The following is a 17,363-nucleotide window of genomic DNA, read 5'->3' as shown; positions in this document are numbered from 1 at the left end:
GGCCGGCGCATTGCGGATGCCGATTATGTCGCGTGCGGCGAGGCTGATGGCGAGGGGGATGAATTGTATGCTGAGCAAGAAGCCCGGCACGAAAACCAGCAGGAACTGGAAAGTGGACGTTACCTTCCTGCGCGTCTCTTGTGTAGTCATGGTTGTTGTGTAACGTTCGGGTGCTGTGCGCAGGTCAGGGCGGCAATGACTTCCGCGTCAGCCTTCCATCCGATAGGTCCACCGCGCGTGAGCAATATATGAGCATACTGGAATGCAGCACACGACGATCAGCGTGGGCGCCCAGAGATGCTGTCGACCTACTAGCAGCGGCACGGGTGCTGAAACACCGAAGCCCGCGCAGGAGACGACGCAGAAGCGGGAAAAATTCGAGAACGTTGGCCTGCTCGAAAAACTCCAGAGTGTTTGTAGCAGGAATGAAACGACATTGGCAAGAACAAATCCGGCGAGATTGGCAATTGCTGAATCTGCAATGAGCCGACTGAAAACCAGCCAGGCGACGCACAGATGCGTGCAGGTGGCGACGACGCCGGCTATGGCGAAGCGGATGATCCTGGGCATTTCGGGAACGCGCTAATGTTTGGTTTCGTCATTATCGCAGGTAGAGCGGAACCCAGGCGATGCGTCATGGTGGTGGTTCGCGGCGCGGTGCCGGTCATTGTAATGGAGCGTCCGTGCGCGGGGCGTGCGCAGGGAGGTTTCGTGCATTCGTCTACAATGGTCCGCTGAACGCACCCATAGCTTCGATCCCGCGCGTCGCAAGGAGACGACATGCTTGACCTATCCACGTTGGGGACGTTCGTTGCCGTCGTGCTCGGGCTCTTTCTGATTCCAGGCCCGGCCGTGCTGCTAGTTTTGACACGCACCATGCACGGCGGACGTAAAGCCGGCATTCTGACCGGTCTCGGTATCGCAACTGGCGATTTCGTGCATACGCTGGGCGCCGCGGTTGGCCTCTCCGCGCTGCTGATGACGTCCGCGCTGGCCTTCAATGCGGTGAAATTCGTCGGTGCAGCGTATCTCGTCTATCTGGGCATTCGCGCGTTGCGCGAAAAGCAGGCGAGTGCGCACCTGCCGGTCGTCGCGCCGGTGTCGGGTTCGAAGGCGTTCTTGCAGGCGATTCCCGCCGAAGTGCTGAACCCGAAGACCGCGCTGTTTTTCCTTGCGTTTCTGCCGCAGTTCGTGCGCCCCGAACATGGCTCGACGTTTCTGCAGTTCGCGACACTCGGGCTGATTTTCGTTGCCATGAGCGCGCTTTATACGACGCTGATCGTCCTGACGATGCGGCCGCTGGGCAAACTCGTGAAGCGTTTGACGTGGTTGACGCGCTGGCAGAACAAGCTCATCGGTGTGCTGTTCATTTCGCTCGGCCTGCGCGTGGCAGTGCAAACACGCTGAGTCCGGAAGCGCGAGTTCAGGACGGCGCCAGCAGGATCAGCGACCCAACGACGCGACTGTTAAGCATTGCAAGGCGACGATGCCATGGCTCGCCCGATTCAGGAGACAGCGATGATTGAAGACGCAACTTCGACGGCGCGCGCAATCGAGTTCTGGTTCGACTTCGGCAGCAACTACAGCTATCTGAGCATGATGCGGATCGAAGCGTTGGCGGCCGCGCGCAACGTGACGATCGTCTGGCGGCCGTTTCTGCTCGGTCCGGTATTTCGCCAGCTCGGTTTCGACAACTCGCCCTTCGTACTGCAGAAAGAAAAAGGCGCGTACGTGTGGAAAGACATGGAGCGTCAATGCCGCAAATACGGCATTGCGCTCACGCGCCCCAGCACGTTTCCGCGCGCGGCGCTTCTCGCGATGCGTGTCGCGCTGCTGGGTGCGAACGAGCCGTGGATCGGTGCCTGGTGCCGCAAGATCATGCAGTTGAATTTCGTCGACGACCGCGACATCGGTTCAATCGATGTCGTCAGTCACGCGCTCGACTCGCTTGGCTTACCGGCGCAGAGCGTGATCGACGCCGCGCAAAGCGACGCGAACAAGCTCCGCTTGCGCGAGCAGACCGAACGGGCCATCAACAAGGGGATTTTCGGTGCGCCGACGTTTTTTGTCGGCGGGGAGATGTTCTGGGGCAATGACAGGCTGGAGGACGCGTTGGACCACTGCGACGCGATCGCGGCGCGTCATTGAACATCAGCGGGAGCGCTTAATCAGCCTGCTGACAGAAGCGCCGACCCGGCACGTGAGAGACCACGGCCTGGGCGATTTCGAGCGGAGTACTTTCGGCGGGAACGACGCGACGGCTCGGTTCGGGCGCGTGCTTCATCGTCCATTCGACGAGCCGGTATGAACGGCCCCAGGGCGGTTGCAGCGGATCGGAGACCTTGCAGGAATGAATCTGGCGAGTCCATTCATGGCCGGGCATCGCACGCAGGTGTTCGACTACCATCTCTTCAACCATGATTTACCTCCTTCTTGTGCGCGTAACCGTTTTCGGTCGCGCTTCTGGCACCCCTCAAGAAAAAGCGCCGCCGATGTTCTGGCGGCTCAACAGGGGATGTGCCACATACTTGCAGGGAACAATTAAGCGAAACTTAAGAACCGCAATCATTACGCAAACGGATCTCATTGCGTGTAAGCGAGTGCAAGTGAATGCAAGCGAGAGCTGACAACAGTGGGCATGAACGCTGGCAGGCCGGCCGACACGTCGCGAGCCTGCCCTCAAGACCCCGGCGGATCGGCCGTTATCAGTAGAGTTGGGGCGTCGACCCCGCTTCGCCTTCAGGGCCGCGCTACTGATACCGTGACGAATCTCGCCCAAACGCCGCTTGCCGAGCGCCTTCGCACGCTCGTCGACACCGTGCAGCACAACGAGCGCACCTTGCGCCGCTTCCAGAACGTCGAGTTGCGGTTGATCGGCGCGCAGGATTTCGCATCGTTTCTCGATACGTTGTTCAGCCATCTGCCGCGGGAGTTCTCGCTCGCGAACGTGGTGCTGTGGCTCGACGAGCGCGCGCCAATGCTGCTCGAACTGCTCGAGCCGGGCAACCTGCGCGCGCTCGATCATGCGCAGCTGAAGACGTCGCGCGAGGGCGGTCTCGTCGCGCAATCCTTGTGCGAAGACGATCGGCCGTGGCTCGGCCGCCCTGGCGAACTCGACGACGACACGCGCCGCGCGTTCTTCGGTGCCGCGCCAGCTCACGTGCCGGCCAGCGCGATCCTGCTGCCGCTCGCCGCGGGCACGAGCGTCAGCGGCTATCTATGCCTCGGCAGCGACGACCCCGCGCGCTTCGGCGCGGGCATGGCCACCGACATTCTCGAGCGCTTCGCGAGCATCGTCACCGCGAGTCTCGACAACGTCGCGCATCGCGAGCGGCTCAGGCAGCTCGGCATGACCGATTCGCTGACCGGCCTCGCGAATCGCCGCTATTTCGACGAACGGCTGCGCGAGGAGTTGATGCGCGCGGCCCGTTATCGCGTGCCGGTCGCGTGTCTTTTCATCGATATCGACGGTTTCAAGCGCATCAACGATAGCCACGGCCATCAGAGCGGCGACCGCGCGCTCGCGGCGGTGGCCGCCTGCGTGCGACAGCAGGTGCGGCTTGGCGACACCGTCGCGCGCTATGGCGGCGAGGAGTTCGCCGCGCTGCTGCAAGGCGATCGCAGCGACGCGTTGACCGTCGCGGAACGCGTGCGGCGTGCGGTCGAGAATCTCGACGTGCGCGACGAGCACGGCGTGCTCATTGCATTGACCGTGTCGATCGGCGTGGCCGGGCGCGTGGTCGCCGGCAGCCCGGCCGAGGCGATGTCGCTCGGTCAGGCGATGATGGACGAGGCCGATCGCGCGATGTATCAGGCCAAGCGCAACGGCCGCAATCGTATCGAGGCGCAGGTCGATGCGCTCGATGAGCAGGGCTGATCGACCGTAACCAACACTAACTACGCGTCACACTCCTGCCGCATCCGGCGGTACCCCGAGCAGCTGCAACGCGCCGCCCATCACGCCGCTGAACACCGGTCCAGCGACCGTGCCGCCATAGAACGCCTTGCCAGCCGGATCGTCGATCATCACGGCGACGATCAGGCGCGGATCGCTCATCGGCGCCATGCCGACGAACAGCGCGCGGTAGCGGTTCTTCGCGTAGCCCGCGCCGATCTGCTTGCGCGCGGTGCCGGTCTTGCCGCCGACGCGATAACCCGCCACGGTCGCGGCGCGTCCGGTGCCGCCGTCGCCCGTGGCCATTTCGAGCATGTTGCGGATCGCGCGCGCGGTGCCGGGCGTCGTGACCGATTCGCCGCGGTCGGCGAACGACTCGGGGCTATCCGCGTCGAGCGGCTCGCGCAGCAGGCTCACACGCCTCAGCGCGCCGTCGCCCGCATAGGCGGTGTAGACCTGCGCGATTTGCAGCAGCGATACCGACAGCCCGTAGCCATATGCCATCGTGGCCTGTTCGATCGGGCGCCAGCGTTTATATGGCCGCAGCTTGCCGGCGGCCACGCCAGGGAAGGGCAGCTCGGGCTTCAGACCGAGTCCGTATTGCCGATACTTGGTCCAGATCGTCTCGGCCGGCAGATTCAGCGCGAGCTTTGCCAGCGCGATATTGCTCGACTTCTGCACCGCCTCGGCGACCGTCATCGCGCCATGATTCGACGTGTCGTGAATCACGGCCGGGCCGATCCGATACCAGCCGGGCGCGGTATCGATGATGCTCTGCGGCCGCACCTTGCCTTCGTCGATCGACAGTGCGACGACCAGCGGCTTGATCGTCGAACCCGGTTCGAACGTGTCGATCACCGCGCGGTTGCGCAGCTGCCGGCCGGACAGGTGCGTGCGGTCGTTCGGATCGAAGCTCGGGTAGTTGGCGAGCGCGAGGATCTCGCCGTTGCGCGCATCGAGCACGACCACGCTGCCCGCTTCGGCGCGGTGCTGCGCGATCGCGGCTTTGAGTTGTGTGTATGCGAGTTGCTGGATGCGCCGGTCGATCGTCAGCTGGATCGTGGCGCCGTTGCGCGCGGGCACGAGCGGCCGCGTCTCCGAGATCACGCGGCCGAGCCGGTCGCGGATCACCTCGCGGTGGCCGGGCACGCCTTGCAACTGCGCATTGGCGGCGAGTTCGACGCCTTCCTGGCCGTTGTCCTCGATGTCGGTGAAGCCGACCACGTGCGCGGCCGACTCGCCCTCGGGATAAAAGCGTTTGGTGTCGGCGATCTGCGTGATCCCGGCGAGCCCGAGGCGGGACAGCTGCCCGGCAGTGTCGGCATCGACCTGGCGCTTGAGCAGCACGAAGCTGCGCTCGCCGTTCAGACGCCGACGCAGTTCCGCGAGCGGCAGATCGAGCAGCTTTGCCAGCGGCGCGAACGCGCTTTCGTCGACGAGCTTCGGCGTGGCCCAGATTTCGTAGGTCGCGAGACTGACCGCGAGCATCGAACCATTGCGATCGACGATCCGGCCGCGCGTCGCGTCGAGTTCGAGCAGGCGCTGATAGCGTTTCTGCCCTTGGTCGACGTAGAAGTCCTGATTCACGACCTGCACCCAGAACGCGCGGAGCGCGAGCGTCGCGAACGCGCCGAACACGAGCAGCACGACGAACTTCGAGCGCCACGCGGGTAGTCGCGCATCGAGCAGCGGGTTCTTCGCGGCTAAGGCATAGGGATCGGACGACGGCGGTTTTTTCTGGCGGATCATGGCGGCGGGCAGCGGACCTCACGTACTTTCGATTGAACGAGGCCGCCAAAGCCACGAGGCCTGGCGGCAAGGACTGTCGCCGGGCCGATTGTAAATAAAACGTAATTTAAATGCGAGGAATGTGAAAGGAGGCGCGTTCGAGTTGGAGCAAAGGCGAGCCGAGCCGCAGCTTGATCACGAAAAGCCGCGCGAACTTGCAAAATCAGCGCGGCTGATTCGTTCGATTGATGCGTCGACTCCGACGCGGCGTGTTGAATAGGCGCTCCCTGCCTGTGGGGCGCCTTCTTTTTTCGCGCCCGTCGCGGGCGCGGCGGGGCAAGCTCAAGCCGGCAACGCGAAACTCGCAATCGCGTCGCGCAACACGGCGACCTGGTCCTTCAGCGAATGCGCGGCGGCCGCGGCCTGTTCGACCAGTGCCGCATTCTGCTGCGTGACCTGATCCATCTCGCCGACCGCGCGATTGACCTGTTCGATGCCCGCGCTCTGCTCGCGCGACGCGTGGCTGATTTCTTCGAGGATCTCGTTGACCCGCCGCACCGACTGCACGATCTCGCCCATTGTCGCGCCCGCGTTGGCGACCAGTGACGAGCCGGTCTCGACGGTATCGGTCGAGGTTTCGATCAGCGCCTTGATCTCCTTGGCGGCCGTCGCCGAGCGCTGCGCGAGGCTGCGCACTTCGGCCGCGACCACCGCGAAGCCACGGCCCTGTTCGCCGGCGCGAGCCGCCTCGACGGCGGCATTCAGCGCGAGGATATTGGTTTGGAACGCGATGCCGTCGATCACGCCGATGATGTCGCCGATCTGCCGCGAGCTCGCGGTGATCTCGCCCATCGTGCGCACCACGTCGTCGACCACGCGGCTGCCGCGCGTCGCGACGTTCGCTGCGTCGCTCGCGAGTTGCGCGGCCTGGGTCGCGCTGTCCGCGTTCTGCTTCACGTTCACCGTCATCTGATCCATGCTCGACGCGGTTTGCACGAGCGCCGCCGCCTGCTCCTCGGTGCGCTGCGACAGGTCGGTGTTGCCCGCTGCGATTTCGGTCGCGCCGACGTTGATGTTCTCGGTGCCCTGGCGCACTCGCGAGACCGTGTCGACGAGTCCCGCCTGCATCGTGCGCAGCGCATGCAGCAGGCTGCCGCTGTCGTGCGGCTCGATCGGCACCGGCGTCGCGAGGTTGCCTTGCGCCATCAACCGGGCGTGCTCGACGGCCACTTCGAGTTCGCCGCCGAGCGAGCGGCGGATGCTGCGCAGCACGACCAGCATCACGACCGTAGAGAGCGCACCGAGCGTGACGGTGATCGCGAGCCAGCGCAGCAGGTTGCGGTAGAACGCGCTTTGCACGTCGTCCATGTACATGCCGGTCACGAGGTACCAGTCCCACGGCGCGAAGTGCACCGAGTAGCTGGTCTTCGCGACGGGCTGCTCGCTGCCGGGCTTGGCCCACAAATAATCGACGAAGCCGCCGCCGTCGTGATTGCCCGAGTTGACGATATCGACGAACAGATGATTGCCGGCCGGATCGGTGAACTGCGCGAGGTTCTTGCCGATCAGTTCGGGCTTGATCGGATGCATCAGCATGACCGGCTGCGAGTCGTTGATCGACAAATAGCCGTCCTTGCCGTAGCGCATCGCGCCGAGCGTCGCGAGCGCCTGCTTTTTCGCGTCGTCCTCGGACAGCGCATGCTGCTGGGAGAGCGAGTAGTAGTGGCCGACGACGTGGTTTGCCTCGTCGATCAACGAGCGCAATTGCTCGCGTCGGTCCGAGATCATCGATGCGCGGTTCTGCCACGCGCCGAACGCGCCGATCAGGATCAGGCCGACCCACAGAACGGCGATCATGGACGCCAGTTTTCGGTTCAGAGTCATAGCGATGGGAATAGGCGTTTTGGCCAGTGAGGTCCATTGAATTGCGGTCGGATGCTGCTCGCTGTGTTTACGGCGCGAAATGGCATTGATCGAGACAGGGAAAACCCGCTGCTCGACATCGCTATTCGTCCGATTAATAGGCGAATTTATTGATCGTTTTAAGCGGCGTTCATACGCACAATTCGAAAAAGACTTTTGTGCATCATTCGCGAATCTGAATTAACCGGCGATTATCGGTAAATCGCAGCGATTGAAAAATGCGCGAGAAAATCGACATGAAAAAAGGCCGGCGCTGGTCTGCGTAAAACCTGCTGAGCCCAATCCAGGAGGGTTCGCACCAACATCCCACAAAACGCCAATCAAATCCAAAGATCCCGTTAAATGGTCACGCATGCAAAAAACAACACATTTTTCCACTTAAGCGCAACCACGAAAGACCGTTGAGACCTTCAAAGACTCGTCATAAAAAATTCCGCTATAGTCGCCCTTTTCCGATTGCCAGCCTGGCATCGAAGAACGCCAATAAGCCCGCCACCAGGAGTCCCGAAGAGTGAATGCACGCGATCCCGCTTTCGTTTCCCAGTCCCGCAGCGCGCGCCTGCGCCAGATGCTCGTCAGCAGCGAACTCGAATTCATGATGGAGGCGCATAACGGCCTGTCCGCGCGCATCGTTCGCGAAGCTGGGTTCAAGGCGATCTGGGGCTCGGGCCTCGCGATCTCCGCGCAGTTCGGCGTGCGCGACAACAACGAGGCGAGCTGGACGCAGGTGGTCGATACGCTCGAATTCATGGCCGACGCGAGCGATCTGCCGATCCTGCTCGACGGCGACACCGGCTACGGCAACTTCAACAACGTGCGCCGCCTCGTGCGCAAGCTCGAACAGCGCGGCATCGCCGGCGTGTGCATCGAGGACAAGCAGTTTCCGAAGACCAACAGCTTCATCAACGGCGAGGCGCAGCCGCTTGCCGATATCGACGAATTCTGCGGCAAGATCAAGGCGGGCAAGGACTCGCAGAACGACGAGCATTTCTCGATCGTCGCGCGCGTCGAGGCGCTGATCGCGGGCTGGGGCATGGACGAAGCCCTGCGCCGCGCGCAAGCGTACGCCCAAGCTGGTGCCGATGCGATCCTGATTCACAGCAAGCTGTCGCGCCCCGACGAGATTCTCGAATTCGCGCGCGAATGGGCCGGGCGCGCGCCGCTCGTGATCGTGCCGACCAAGTACTACAGCACGCCGACCGAGGTGTTCCGCGAAGCGGGCATCAGCACCGTGATCTGGGCGAACCATCTGATCCGCGCGTCGACCTCGGCGATGCAGGCCGTCGCGAAGGAAATCCATTCGAGCGAGACGCTCGTCAACGTCGAGGACAGCATCGCGGCCGTCAACGAAATCTTCCGTTTGCAGGACGCCGACGAATATTCGGAAGCCGAAGACCGCTATCTGTCGAGCGGCCGCGCGGCCGGCTCGGCCGTCGTGCTCGCCGCGAGCCGCGGCAAAGGCCTTGAAGCGGTGACCGGGGACCGTCCGAAGGTGATGCTGCCGATCGCCGGCAAACCGCTGCTGCGCTGGCTCGTCGACGCGTTCAAGAAGCAGGGCGTCAACGACATCACCGTGGTCGGCGGCTATCGCGCCGACGCGATCGATACCGCGGGCATCCGCCTCGTGGTCAACCAGCAGCACGCGCAGACCGGCGAGCTTGCCTCGCTCGCGTGCGCACTCGACCACCTGACCGGCGACACGGTCATTTCGTACGGCGACCTGCTGTTTCGCAGCTACATCCTGCGCGATCTGGTGGAAAGCGAGGCCGCGTTCAGCGTGGTCGTCGATTCGTCGCTGACCGATGCGGAGAACGCGAGCGTGCGCGATTTCGCGTGGTGCTCGGCCGCCGACGACCGCGGTCTGTTCGGCAACAAGATCGTGCTGCGGCATGTCGCGAGCGGGCGGGAGCAGTCGTCGGCGGCGGGCGTCGCCCCGGTGCCGCATGGCCGCTGGGTGGGTCTGCTGAACGTGCGCGGCGCGGGTCGCGAGCGCCTGCGGGCGGTCATGCGCGAGTTGCGCACGCGCGACGATTTCGCGTCGCTCGACATGCCCGCGCTGCTGAACGCGTTGATCGAAGCGGGCGAGTCGATCGAGGTGCAATACGTGCACGGCCACTGGCGCGGCGTCAACGATCTCGACGATTTCCGCCGCGCGGGCGACTTCGCGCACGCGCAGGCGCCGTTCGCGACGGCCGTCGGCGGCGGGGCGACGGCGAACGATGCACACGGAGGCGCGCAATGATCGAAGCAGCACAGTTCGTCGAGGCGGCGCGCGAGCGCGGTTTCGACTGGTACGCGGGCGTGCCGTGCTCGTATCTGACGCCGTTCATCAACTACGTGCTGCAGGACGAGTCGCTGCACTACGTGTCGGCGGCCAACGAGGGCGACGCGGTCGCGCTGATCGCCGGCGTTACGCTCGGCGCGAAAAACGGCCGGCGCGGCATCACGATGATGCAGAACTCCGGGCTCGGCAACGCGGTAAGCCCGCTGACGTCGCTGACGTGGACCTTCCGCCTGCCGCAACTGCTGATCGTCACGTGGCGCGGCCAGCCCGGCGTTGCCGACGAGCCGCAGCACGCGCTGATGGGCCCGATCACACCGGCGATGCTCGACACGATGGAAATTCCGTGGGAGACGTTCCCGACCGAGGCCGACGCGATCGGTCCGGCGCTCGATCGCGCGATCGCGCACATGGACGCAACCGGCCGTCCGTACGCGCTCGTGATGCAGAAGGGCAGCGTAGCGCCGTATGAACTGAAGGACGGCGGCGCGCCCAGGCGGCGCACGCCGGTCGAGCCTCGCGCGCGGTTTCGCGACAGCGCCGCGGACGAACTCGCGACGCGCCACGACGCGCTGCAAAAGGTGATCGCGCATACGCCGCTCGACTCCACGGTGGTGCTCGCGTCGACCGGCTTTTGCGGCCGCGAACTCTATGCGATCGACGATCGCGCGAACCAGCTATACATGGTCGGCTCGATGGGCTGCGTGACGCCGTTCGCGCTCGGCCTCGCGCTCGCGCGCCCCGATCTGCGCGTGGTCGCGCTCGACGGCGACGGCGCCGCACTGATGCGCATGGGCGTGTTCGCGACGCTCGGCGCGTACGGCCCGTCGAACCTCACGCACGTGCTGCTCGATAACGGTGCGCACGACTCGACCGGCGGCCAGGCGACGGTATCGTCGCAGGTGTCGTTCGCGGGCGTGGCGGCCGCGTGCGGTTACGCGTCGGCGGTGGAGAGCGACGATCCTGCGATCATCGACGAGCTGTTCGCGGCGCCGCCGCTCGACGGGCCGCGCTTCGCGCGCCTGACGATCCGCCGCGGCACGCCCGACGGCCTGCCGCGCCCGACCATTACGCCGCCCGATGTGAAGACGCGCCTGATGCGCCACATCGGCGCGATCTGAACCCAACGCCAACAGGAGCGCCCATGCTGCTGCTCAACCCCGGCCCGGTGACGCTCACCGAACGTGTCCGCAACAGCCTGTTGCAGACGGATCTGTGCCATCGCGAGAGCGAGTTTTTCGATCTCCAGGAAGAGGCGCGCACGCGTCTCGTCGACGTGTACGGGCTCGACCCGAACGAATGGCAGGCAGTACTGATGACCGGCTCCGGCACGGCCGCCGTCGAAAGCATGACGGCCGCGCTGGTGCCGCACAACGGCAAACTGCTGGTCGTCGAAAACGGTGTGTACGGCGAGCGTATCGCGCAGATCGCCGCGCAATACGGCATCGCGCACGAAGCGCTGAAGCACGACTGGATGGACGCGCCCGATCTGGCGAAGATCGCCGAACGGCTCGACGCCGACAAGTCGTTCACGCACGTCGCGGTGATTCATCATGAAACGACCACGGGCCGTCTGAACGACATCGCGGCGCTCGGCGCCTTGTGTCGCGAGCGCGGCCTGCGTCTGCTGGTGGACGGTGTCAGCAGCTTCGGCGCCGAAACGATCGATTTCGCGGACGCGAGCCTCGACGCGCTCGCCGCGACCGCCAACAAGTGCCTGCATGGCGTGCCGGGCGCGTCGTTCGTGCTGGTGCGGCGCGCGGCGCTCGCGCGCGCGGCGAGCCGCACGTACTACCTCGATCTCGCGCGGCTCGCGCGTTTGCAGGATCAGCGCAACACGCCGTTTACACCGTCGGTGCACGCGTATTACGCGCTGGTCGAGGCGCTGCGTGAGCTCGCCGACGCAGGCGGCTGGCGCGCGCGTCACGCGCGCTATGCGGCGCTTGCCGAGCAGGTGGGCGCTGGGCTGGCGGCGCGCGGCATCGACAGTGTGTTGCCGGCCGGGCAGTCGTCGGTGGTGTTGCGCGCGTACCGCTTGCCCAACGGTATCGCGTATCCGCAACTGCACGACGCGCTGAAGGCGCGCGGCTTCGTGATCTATGCGGGGCAGGGCGGGCTGTCGGCGGAGCTGTTCCGCATCTCGACGATGGGCAACGTTCACGCGGCCGATATCGACCGCCTGCTGCAGGGCTTCAGCGACTTGATGCGCTGACGCTGCGCCGAGCGGCGCGCCGCGACCGCGCCGCTCGCGGCTCCCTTACACAGGATCCTTGTCCGGCGGCCCGTCAGGCCGCTGCGGCTCCTCGGCATGATGCCCCGGCGACGGCGGCACGAGCGGGTCGGCTTCCGGGTCGCGGTTCGGATCGGCGTTCGGGTCGGGAATCGGGCTGGTGTGCATGTCGTAGCTCATTGCGTCACCCTTGCGGTTGAAATGCGCGGGTCCGGCCGAAGCGGCTTGATACCGCCGATCTGTGCCGCCGCGTCGGCTATCTGTCTTCAAGCGTAGGCGCTCGCCGCGCTTCCTGCTCGCTCCTTTTTGCTATTTCTTCGCGCGTTTGCGGCCGGCGCTGAGCTGCCAGTAGCGCTCGGTCGCGAACACGTCGTCGTAGTTGCCTGCGCCGAACGCCCGCAACTGGCTCGCGTACGCGTTGACCGCTTCGCGTTTCAGATGCGCGCGGCGCTGCACGTCGATGGTGTGGCCCGCGCTCGGCGTTGCCGGCGTCGCGACGATGCCGCGCTGCGCGAGATCGGCGAGCCGCGCCTGCACCGCGCCCGGCGTGAGCCGGTGAATCGCTTCCTCGTAACCGAACCAGTCCAGATGCGTGAGCCGCGGCAGGATCTCGCAGCACGCTTCGAATACCCGGGCGTGATCGTCGTGATGCAGGCCAAGCGGCATCAGCAGCGTGTTCGCGGTCGTGCGGTAAATCGTTTCCTCCAGCGCCGCGGCCATCTGGCTGATCGACGGCGAGTCGGCGTACTGGCTGTCGCGAAACGGCATGCGCAGCGGGATCGCGTCGAGCACTTCGAGCGCGCGGTTGTCTTCGATGGTGCGTTCGCGGACCGCTTCATGGGCGTTCGCGAAGCCTGCTTTTTCGTCCCACTCCGTGTGCATGTCGTGCTCGGGCGGCGCGGCGAACACGGTGCAGACAGCGGCGTCGGGATGGGCGGCGAGCAAGGCGCCGCAACTGAAGACGGCGTCGTCGAAATGGGGCGAGACGATGAAAAGGCGTGGAGTGGTTTCGCTCATGGGCTTGCGTTGTGGCGATTCGAGGCGGGACGGATGAGGCATCGAGGCTGCCGGTCGTCAAGGCGCCGCGTGCGAAAAAATGGCGTCACCTCAGCTTAGGCGCAATTGGTGCGGCTTGCGCGCGAAACTTGCGGCGCGCAAAGCGCGTGCCTGAAAGATCGCGGAGGGGCCCTTGAAGCGCACGTTTTTGGTATGAGTCGCCGTCTCGACGGCTCAAGTACAACCAGAAGGTTGAGATCGAAACGCGTCAGATCCAGGGGCTTCATGCCGTATCAGTGTTCCTTGCCCGGCAAGATTCTCGATGTCGACCGGCTGCGGGCAGCCAGTCTCGGCGAGTGTGATGTTAGCGGCTAGAGCGTGCGCAAATCGTCCGGCGTGTCCACGTCGCGCAGAATGCCGGGATCGTCGACGTCGATGCGCGTCAGCGCGTGTGACCTGAGCAGTGCTTTCGCGCCGGTGTCGCCGTCCAGCGCGAGTAGCGCGTCGCGATGCTCGCTGCCGAAGCCGACCGGATGGCCGCGCTGGCCGTAGTAGAACGGCGCGACGAGCGGCGCGCCGTTGTCGAGCGCACGGGCTACCGCTTCGATCGTCGGAACCGCAATGCGCGGCATATCGGCGAGCGCGACGATCCAGCCCTCGGCGTCGTCGCTCGCTTCGATACCGGCGGCGAGGCTCGCGCCCATGCCGCGTTCGGCGCTCGCCGCAAACACGACATCACAGCCGGCATCGTTCAGCGCGCGGGCGAGCGCGTCGGAGCCCGGCCGCACGACTGCGAGCACCCGCGTCACGACCCGCAGCAGCCGATGCGCGGCTTCATGCGCAACCGGCGTGCCGTCGGGCATACGTGCGAGCAGTTTGTTGTGCAGCCCGTGCGGATCGAAGCGCGAGCCGAGACCGGCGGCGAGCAACACACCAGTGGCGAGCGAAGCGTAGGCCATCGGCGGATACCGGTAGACAGGAATGTCCCCGATTGTGCGATGCAACGGTGCGCGAAGCAAGCGGCAAGGCACGCCCGATGCAAGCCGCCCGCCGCTTTCGCTTTCACTCCAACTCCGGCACTGCCGCCGGTTCAGGTCGGCACCGCCTTGTCCAGCGTGATCGGCAGATCGCGCACCCGCACGCCGGTCGCGTTGTACACCGCGTTCGCGATAGCGGCCACCACGGCCGTGATGCCGATCTCGCCGATACCGCGCACGCCGAGCGAGTTGATATAAGGATCGGGCCGGTCGATGAAGGTGATGTCGAGCGTGCCGATATCGGCATTCACCGGCACGTGATACTCGGCGAGGTTCGCGTTCGTGAAGCGTCCGAAGCGCGCATCGAGCGTGCTTTCCTCCTGCAGCGCCGCGCCGATGCCCCAGACGATGCCGCCCATCATCTGGCTGCGCGCGGTCTTCTGGTTCAGCACGCGGCCGACGTCGTACACCGCGACCACGCGCGGCACGCGGATCGTGCCGAGCTCGGCATCGACGTGGACCTCGACGAACACCGCGCCGAACGAGTGGAACGAGTACTTCTGCTTCTCGTCGCCGGGCTTCACGGTTGCGCTCGCCTCGATCGGCTTGCCGCCCGCGCGCGCGATGATCGCCGCGGCCGGATCGCGCTTGCCCGGTTGCGAGCGGCTCACGACCCAGCCGCTTGCGACGGTGACGTCATCGAGCGGCAGGCCATGCACGGGCGACGCCGCATCGGCAAGCGCCAGCGCGATCAGCTGGCTGCGCGCCTGGCTCGCCGCGTCGCGCACCGCGGGCGACACGCTGGCCGCCGACTGCGAGCCGCCCGAGACCGGCGCGCGCGGCAGCGACGAATCGCCGAGCGCGAAGTGGATCTGCTCGGGCGTGAAGCCGAGCGCATCGGCGGCGACCTGGGTCATCACCGTGTAGGTGCCGGTGCCGATGTCCTGCGTGCCCGATGCGACCACCGCGGTGCCGTCCGGCAGAATCTGCGCAAGCGCCGACGCCTCGCTGCGGTTGGCCGGATAGGTCGCGGTCGCCATGCCCATGCCGATCAGCGTGTCGCCGTCGCGCCTCGAACGTGGCGCGTGCGGGCGGCGCGACCAGCCGAACTTCTCGGCGCCGATCTGATAGCACTCGCGCAGCGACTTGCCCGACCACGGCTTGTGCTCCTGCGGATCGCTGTCAGCGTAGTTCTTCAGGCGCAGCGCGAGCGGGTCCATCTTCAGCGCGACGGCGAGTTCGTCCATCGCCGATTCGAGCGCGAACGAGCCGGTGGTTTCTCCGGGTGCGCGCATGAAGGTCGGCGTGCCGACATTGAGTTGCACGAGCCGGTGCGTCGTTATCTGGTTGGGCACCGCGTACAGCATGCGCGTGACCATGCAGCAGGTCTCGGTCCAATCTTCGATCATCGACGTGTTCGAGATGCTGTCGTGACGCATCGCGCTCAGCGTGCCGTCATGCCGCGCGGCGATCACGAAGTGCTGCTCGGTGCGCGGCCGCGCGCCGACCGGGCCGAACATCTGCGGGCGTTCGAGCGCGAGCCGCACGGGCCGCCCGGTTTGCCGCGCGGCCATCGCGCACAGCGATACGTGCGACCACGACGAGCCCTTGCAGCCGAAGCCGCCGCCGATCAGCGGCGAGATCACGCGCACGTCGGACACAGGGATGGCGAACGTCTTCGCGAGCACCTGCGCGGCGCCGCTCACGCCCTGCGTCGAGTCGTAGACCGTCAACTGCGGGCCGTCCCATTGCGCCATCGTCGCGTGGGGCTCCATCGGGTTGTGGTGCTCGATCGGCGTCGTATAGGTCGCTTCGATATGCACGTCGCCGCTTTGCATGCCGTCTTCGAAGCTGCCGCGCTGCGTGTCGGTCTGACGGCCCTGCGGCTTGTCCGGCGCATGCGCGTGCGCCTTCGCCTGCTCGAAGTCGAGCGCCGCCGCGCCCGGCTGATAGGCGATGCGCAGCTGGCGAGCGGCATCGGCCGCATGTTCGAGCGTATCGGCGACGACCACCGCGACCGGCTCGTTGCTGTAGTGCACTTCGTTATCCTGCAGAAGCGACAGATGCCGGCCGGCCGGCGGCGCGAGCGCGGGCCGGCCGCCATTTGGCAGGCGCGGCGCGTTCTGGTAGGTCATCACGAGCAGCACGCCGGGCACGGCCTCGGCGCGGCTCGCATCGATCGACGCGATCGTGCCGGCCGCGATCGTGCTCGTCACGAGCACCGCATGCGCGAGGCGCGCCCCGGGGAATTCGGCTGCATAACGCGCGTCGCCGGTCACCTTCAGCAGTCCGTCGACGCGATCGAGCGGTTGTCCGATCAGATTCATGCGACACCTCCCGCGTTGCCGGCTGCCTGATTGACCGCACGCACGATCGCGCGCTGCGCGAGCTGCACCTTGAAGGCGTTGTCGTGGCGCGGCTGCGCGCCGCTCAACGCGGCCGCGGCGGCGTTCTTCAGCGTGGCCTGGCTGAGCGGCTGGCCGCTCAGCATCTGCTCGGCCACGTTCGCGCGCCATGGTTTGGGCGCGACGCCGCCGAGCGCGATGCGCGCGCTCTGAACACGCTCGCCGTCCATCTGCAACGCGGCCGCGACCGATACGAGCGCGAACGCGTAGCTGGCGCGGTCACGCACCTTCAGATAGTGCGAATGCGCGCTGAAGAGCGGCGGCGGCAGATCGACCGCGGTGATCAGCTCGCCGGGCTGCAAGGTGGTATCGACATCGGGCCGGTCGCCCGGCAGCCGATGGAAATCGGCGAACGCGATCGTGCGCTCGCCGCTGGGGCCGCTCACGCGCACGAGCGCATCGAGCGCGGCCAGCGCGACGCTCATATCCGACGGGTTGACCGCAATGCATTGCGGGCTCGCGCCGAGGATCGCATGCGCGCGGTTGTGGCCGTCGAGCGCCGCGCAGCCGCTGCCGGGCAGGCGCTTGTTGCACTGCGTGAACGCGGTGTCGTAGAAGTAGCCGCAGCGGGTGCGTTGCAGCAGATTGCCGCCGACCGTCGCCATGTTGCGCAACTGCGCCGACGCGCCCGCGAGCAGCGCTTGCGACAGCAGCGGGTACTGCTCGCGCACCAGCGCGTGATTGGCCGCGTCGCTGTTGCGCACCAGCGCGCCGATGCGGATGCCGCCGCCGGGCAGCGTCGTCACCGAGTCGAGGCCGCCAATGTGCGTGATATCGATGAGCCGCACCGGCCGCGCGACGCCGCCCTTCATCAGATCGAGCAGATTCGTGCCGCCGCCGATGAATACCGCGCCCGGCTGTTGCGCGGCGCGCACCGCGCTGGCGACGTCGCCGGCGCGTTCGTAGGAGATCGCATCCATGTCGGTCT

The 17,363-nt window shown here is 65.9% G+C and carries 15 protein-coding genes; 6 read left to right on the top strand and 9 right to left on the bottom strand.

Features of this window, described 5'->3' with window-relative positions; translation table 11 throughout:
* Positions 1 to 207: 207 nt before the first annotated feature.
* Positions 208 to 570, bottom strand: coding sequence for a GtrA family protein (locus HWY30_RS21935; RefSeq protein WP_090809315.1), 363 nt, complete (start codon positions 568 to 570; stop codon positions 208 to 210).
* A 210-nt stretch (positions 571 to 780) separates the two neighbouring features.
* Between HWY30_RS21935 and HWY30_RS21930 the strand changes: the two genes are divergently transcribed.
* Positions 781 to 1,407 (top strand): LysE family translocator, encoded by a 627-nt coding sequence (locus HWY30_RS21930; protein ID WP_090809317.1) that lies wholly within the window; start codon positions 781 to 783, stop codon positions 1,405 to 1,407.
* Positions 1,408 to 1,518: 111 nt separating this feature from the next.
* Complete coding sequence (locus tag HWY30_RS21925) at positions 1,519 to 2,148, top strand: 2-hydroxychromene-2-carboxylate isomerase (RefSeq protein ID WP_090810447.1); 630 nt, start codon at positions 1,519 to 1,521, stop codon at positions 2,146 to 2,148.
* 16 nt (positions 2,149 to 2,164) lie between these two features.
* On the opposite strand, the gene HWY30_RS21920 is transcribed toward HWY30_RS21925, so the two are convergent.
* Positions 2,165 to 2,419 (bottom strand): DUF2866 domain-containing protein, encoded by a 255-nt coding sequence (locus HWY30_RS21920; protein ID WP_090809319.1) that lies wholly within the window; start codon positions 2,417 to 2,419, stop codon positions 2,165 to 2,167.
* A 342-nt stretch (positions 2,420 to 2,761) separates the two neighbouring features.
* On the opposite strand from HWY30_RS21920, the gene HWY30_RS21915 reads away from it, so the two are divergent.
* Positions 2,762 to 3,877 carry a GGDEF domain-containing protein gene (locus HWY30_RS21915; RefSeq protein ID WP_090809321.1) on the top strand — a complete coding sequence of 372 codons (1,116 nt, stop codon included), beginning with the start codon at positions 2,762 to 2,764 and terminating at the stop codon, positions 3,875 to 3,877.
* Between the two features lie 27 nt (positions 3,878 to 3,904).
* Here the strand turns inward: HWY30_RS21915 and HWY30_RS21910 are convergent, their stop codons facing one another.
* Positions 3,905 to 5,644: a peptidoglycan D,D-transpeptidase FtsI family protein gene (locus HWY30_RS21910; protein ID WP_090809323.1), complete on the bottom strand. Its 1,740-nt coding sequence runs from the start codon at positions 5,642 to 5,644 to the stop codon at positions 3,905 to 3,907.
* A gap of 321 nt (positions 5,645 to 5,965) precedes the next feature.
* Positions 5,966 to 7,507: a methyl-accepting chemotaxis protein gene (locus HWY30_RS21905; protein WP_090809325.1), complete on the bottom strand. Its 1,542-nt coding sequence runs from the start codon at positions 7,505 to 7,507 to the stop codon at positions 5,966 to 5,968.
* A 550-nt stretch (positions 7,508 to 8,057) separates the two neighbouring features.
* On the opposite strand from HWY30_RS21905, the gene aepX reads away from it, so the two are divergent.
* Genes aepX through HWY30_RS21890 form a run of 3 tightly spaced genes read left to right on the top strand, consistent with a single transcriptional unit; the run spans position 8,058 to position 12,039 of the window.
* Positions 8,058 to 9,788: a phosphoenolpyruvate mutase gene (aepX, locus tag HWY30_RS21900; RefSeq protein ID WP_090809327.1), complete on the top strand. Its 1,731-nt coding sequence runs from the start codon at positions 8,058 to 8,060 to the stop codon at positions 9,786 to 9,788.
* Positions 9,785 to 10,948: a phosphonopyruvate decarboxylase gene (gene aepY / locus HWY30_RS21895; RefSeq protein WP_090809329.1), complete on the top strand. Its 1,164-nt coding sequence runs from the start codon at positions 9,785 to 9,787 to the stop codon at positions 10,946 to 10,948. The genes aepX and aepY overlap by 4 nt, the downstream gene beginning before the upstream one ends.
* Positions 10,949 to 10,971: 23 nt before the next feature.
* Positions 10,972 to 12,039 (top strand): 2-aminoethylphosphonate aminotransferase, encoded by a 1,068-nt coding sequence (locus tag HWY30_RS21890; RefSeq protein ID WP_090809331.1) that lies wholly within the window; start codon positions 10,972 to 10,974, stop codon positions 12,037 to 12,039.
* Positions 12,040 to 12,084: 45 nt separating this feature from the next.
* Here HWY30_RS21890 and HWY30_RS21885 read toward each other — a convergent pair whose 3' ends face one another.
* The 5 genes from HWY30_RS21885 to HWY30_RS21865 form a co-directional block, all read right to left on the bottom strand.
* Entirely contained in the window at positions 12,085 to 12,237 is a 153-nt protein-coding gene (locus tag HWY30_RS21885) for a hypothetical protein (RefSeq protein WP_166618176.1), read from the bottom strand.
* Positions 12,238 to 12,366: 129 nt separating this feature from the next.
* A complete protein-coding gene (locus tag HWY30_RS21880; protein ID WP_090809333.1) occupies positions 12,367 to 13,074 on the bottom strand; it encodes a PIG-L deacetylase family protein in 708 nt (235 codons plus the stop codon).
* A gap of 350 nt (positions 13,075 to 13,424) precedes the next feature.
* Positions 13,425 to 14,012: a nucleotidyltransferase family protein gene (locus HWY30_RS21875; protein WP_090809335.1), complete on the bottom strand. Its 588-nt coding sequence runs from the start codon at positions 14,010 to 14,012 to the stop codon at positions 13,425 to 13,427.
* A gap of 131 nt (positions 14,013 to 14,143) precedes the next feature.
* On the bottom strand, positions 14,144 to 16,357 hold the full coding sequence (locus HWY30_RS21870; RefSeq protein WP_090809337.1) for a xanthine dehydrogenase family protein molybdopterin-binding subunit: 2,214 nt from the start codon (positions 16,355 to 16,357) through the stop codon (positions 14,144 to 14,146).
* A complete protein-coding gene (locus HWY30_RS21865) occupies positions 16,354 to 17,355 on the bottom strand; it encodes an FAD binding domain-containing protein (protein WP_090809339.1) in 1,002 nt (333 codons plus the stop codon). Before HWY30_RS21865 ends, HWY30_RS21870 begins: the two co-directional genes overlap by 4 nt.
* Between the last annotated feature and the right edge of the window lie 8 nt (positions 17,356 to 17,363).

This window comes from Paraburkholderia tuberum STM678 (genome assembly GCF_902833905.1).
Taxonomy (GTDB): domain Bacteria; phylum Pseudomonadota; class Gammaproteobacteria; order Burkholderiales; family Burkholderiaceae; genus Paraburkholderia; species Paraburkholderia tuberum.
The sequence above is the reverse complement of the archived record's forward strand: the minus strand, read 5'-3'. Positions and strand labels throughout refer to the sequence as shown.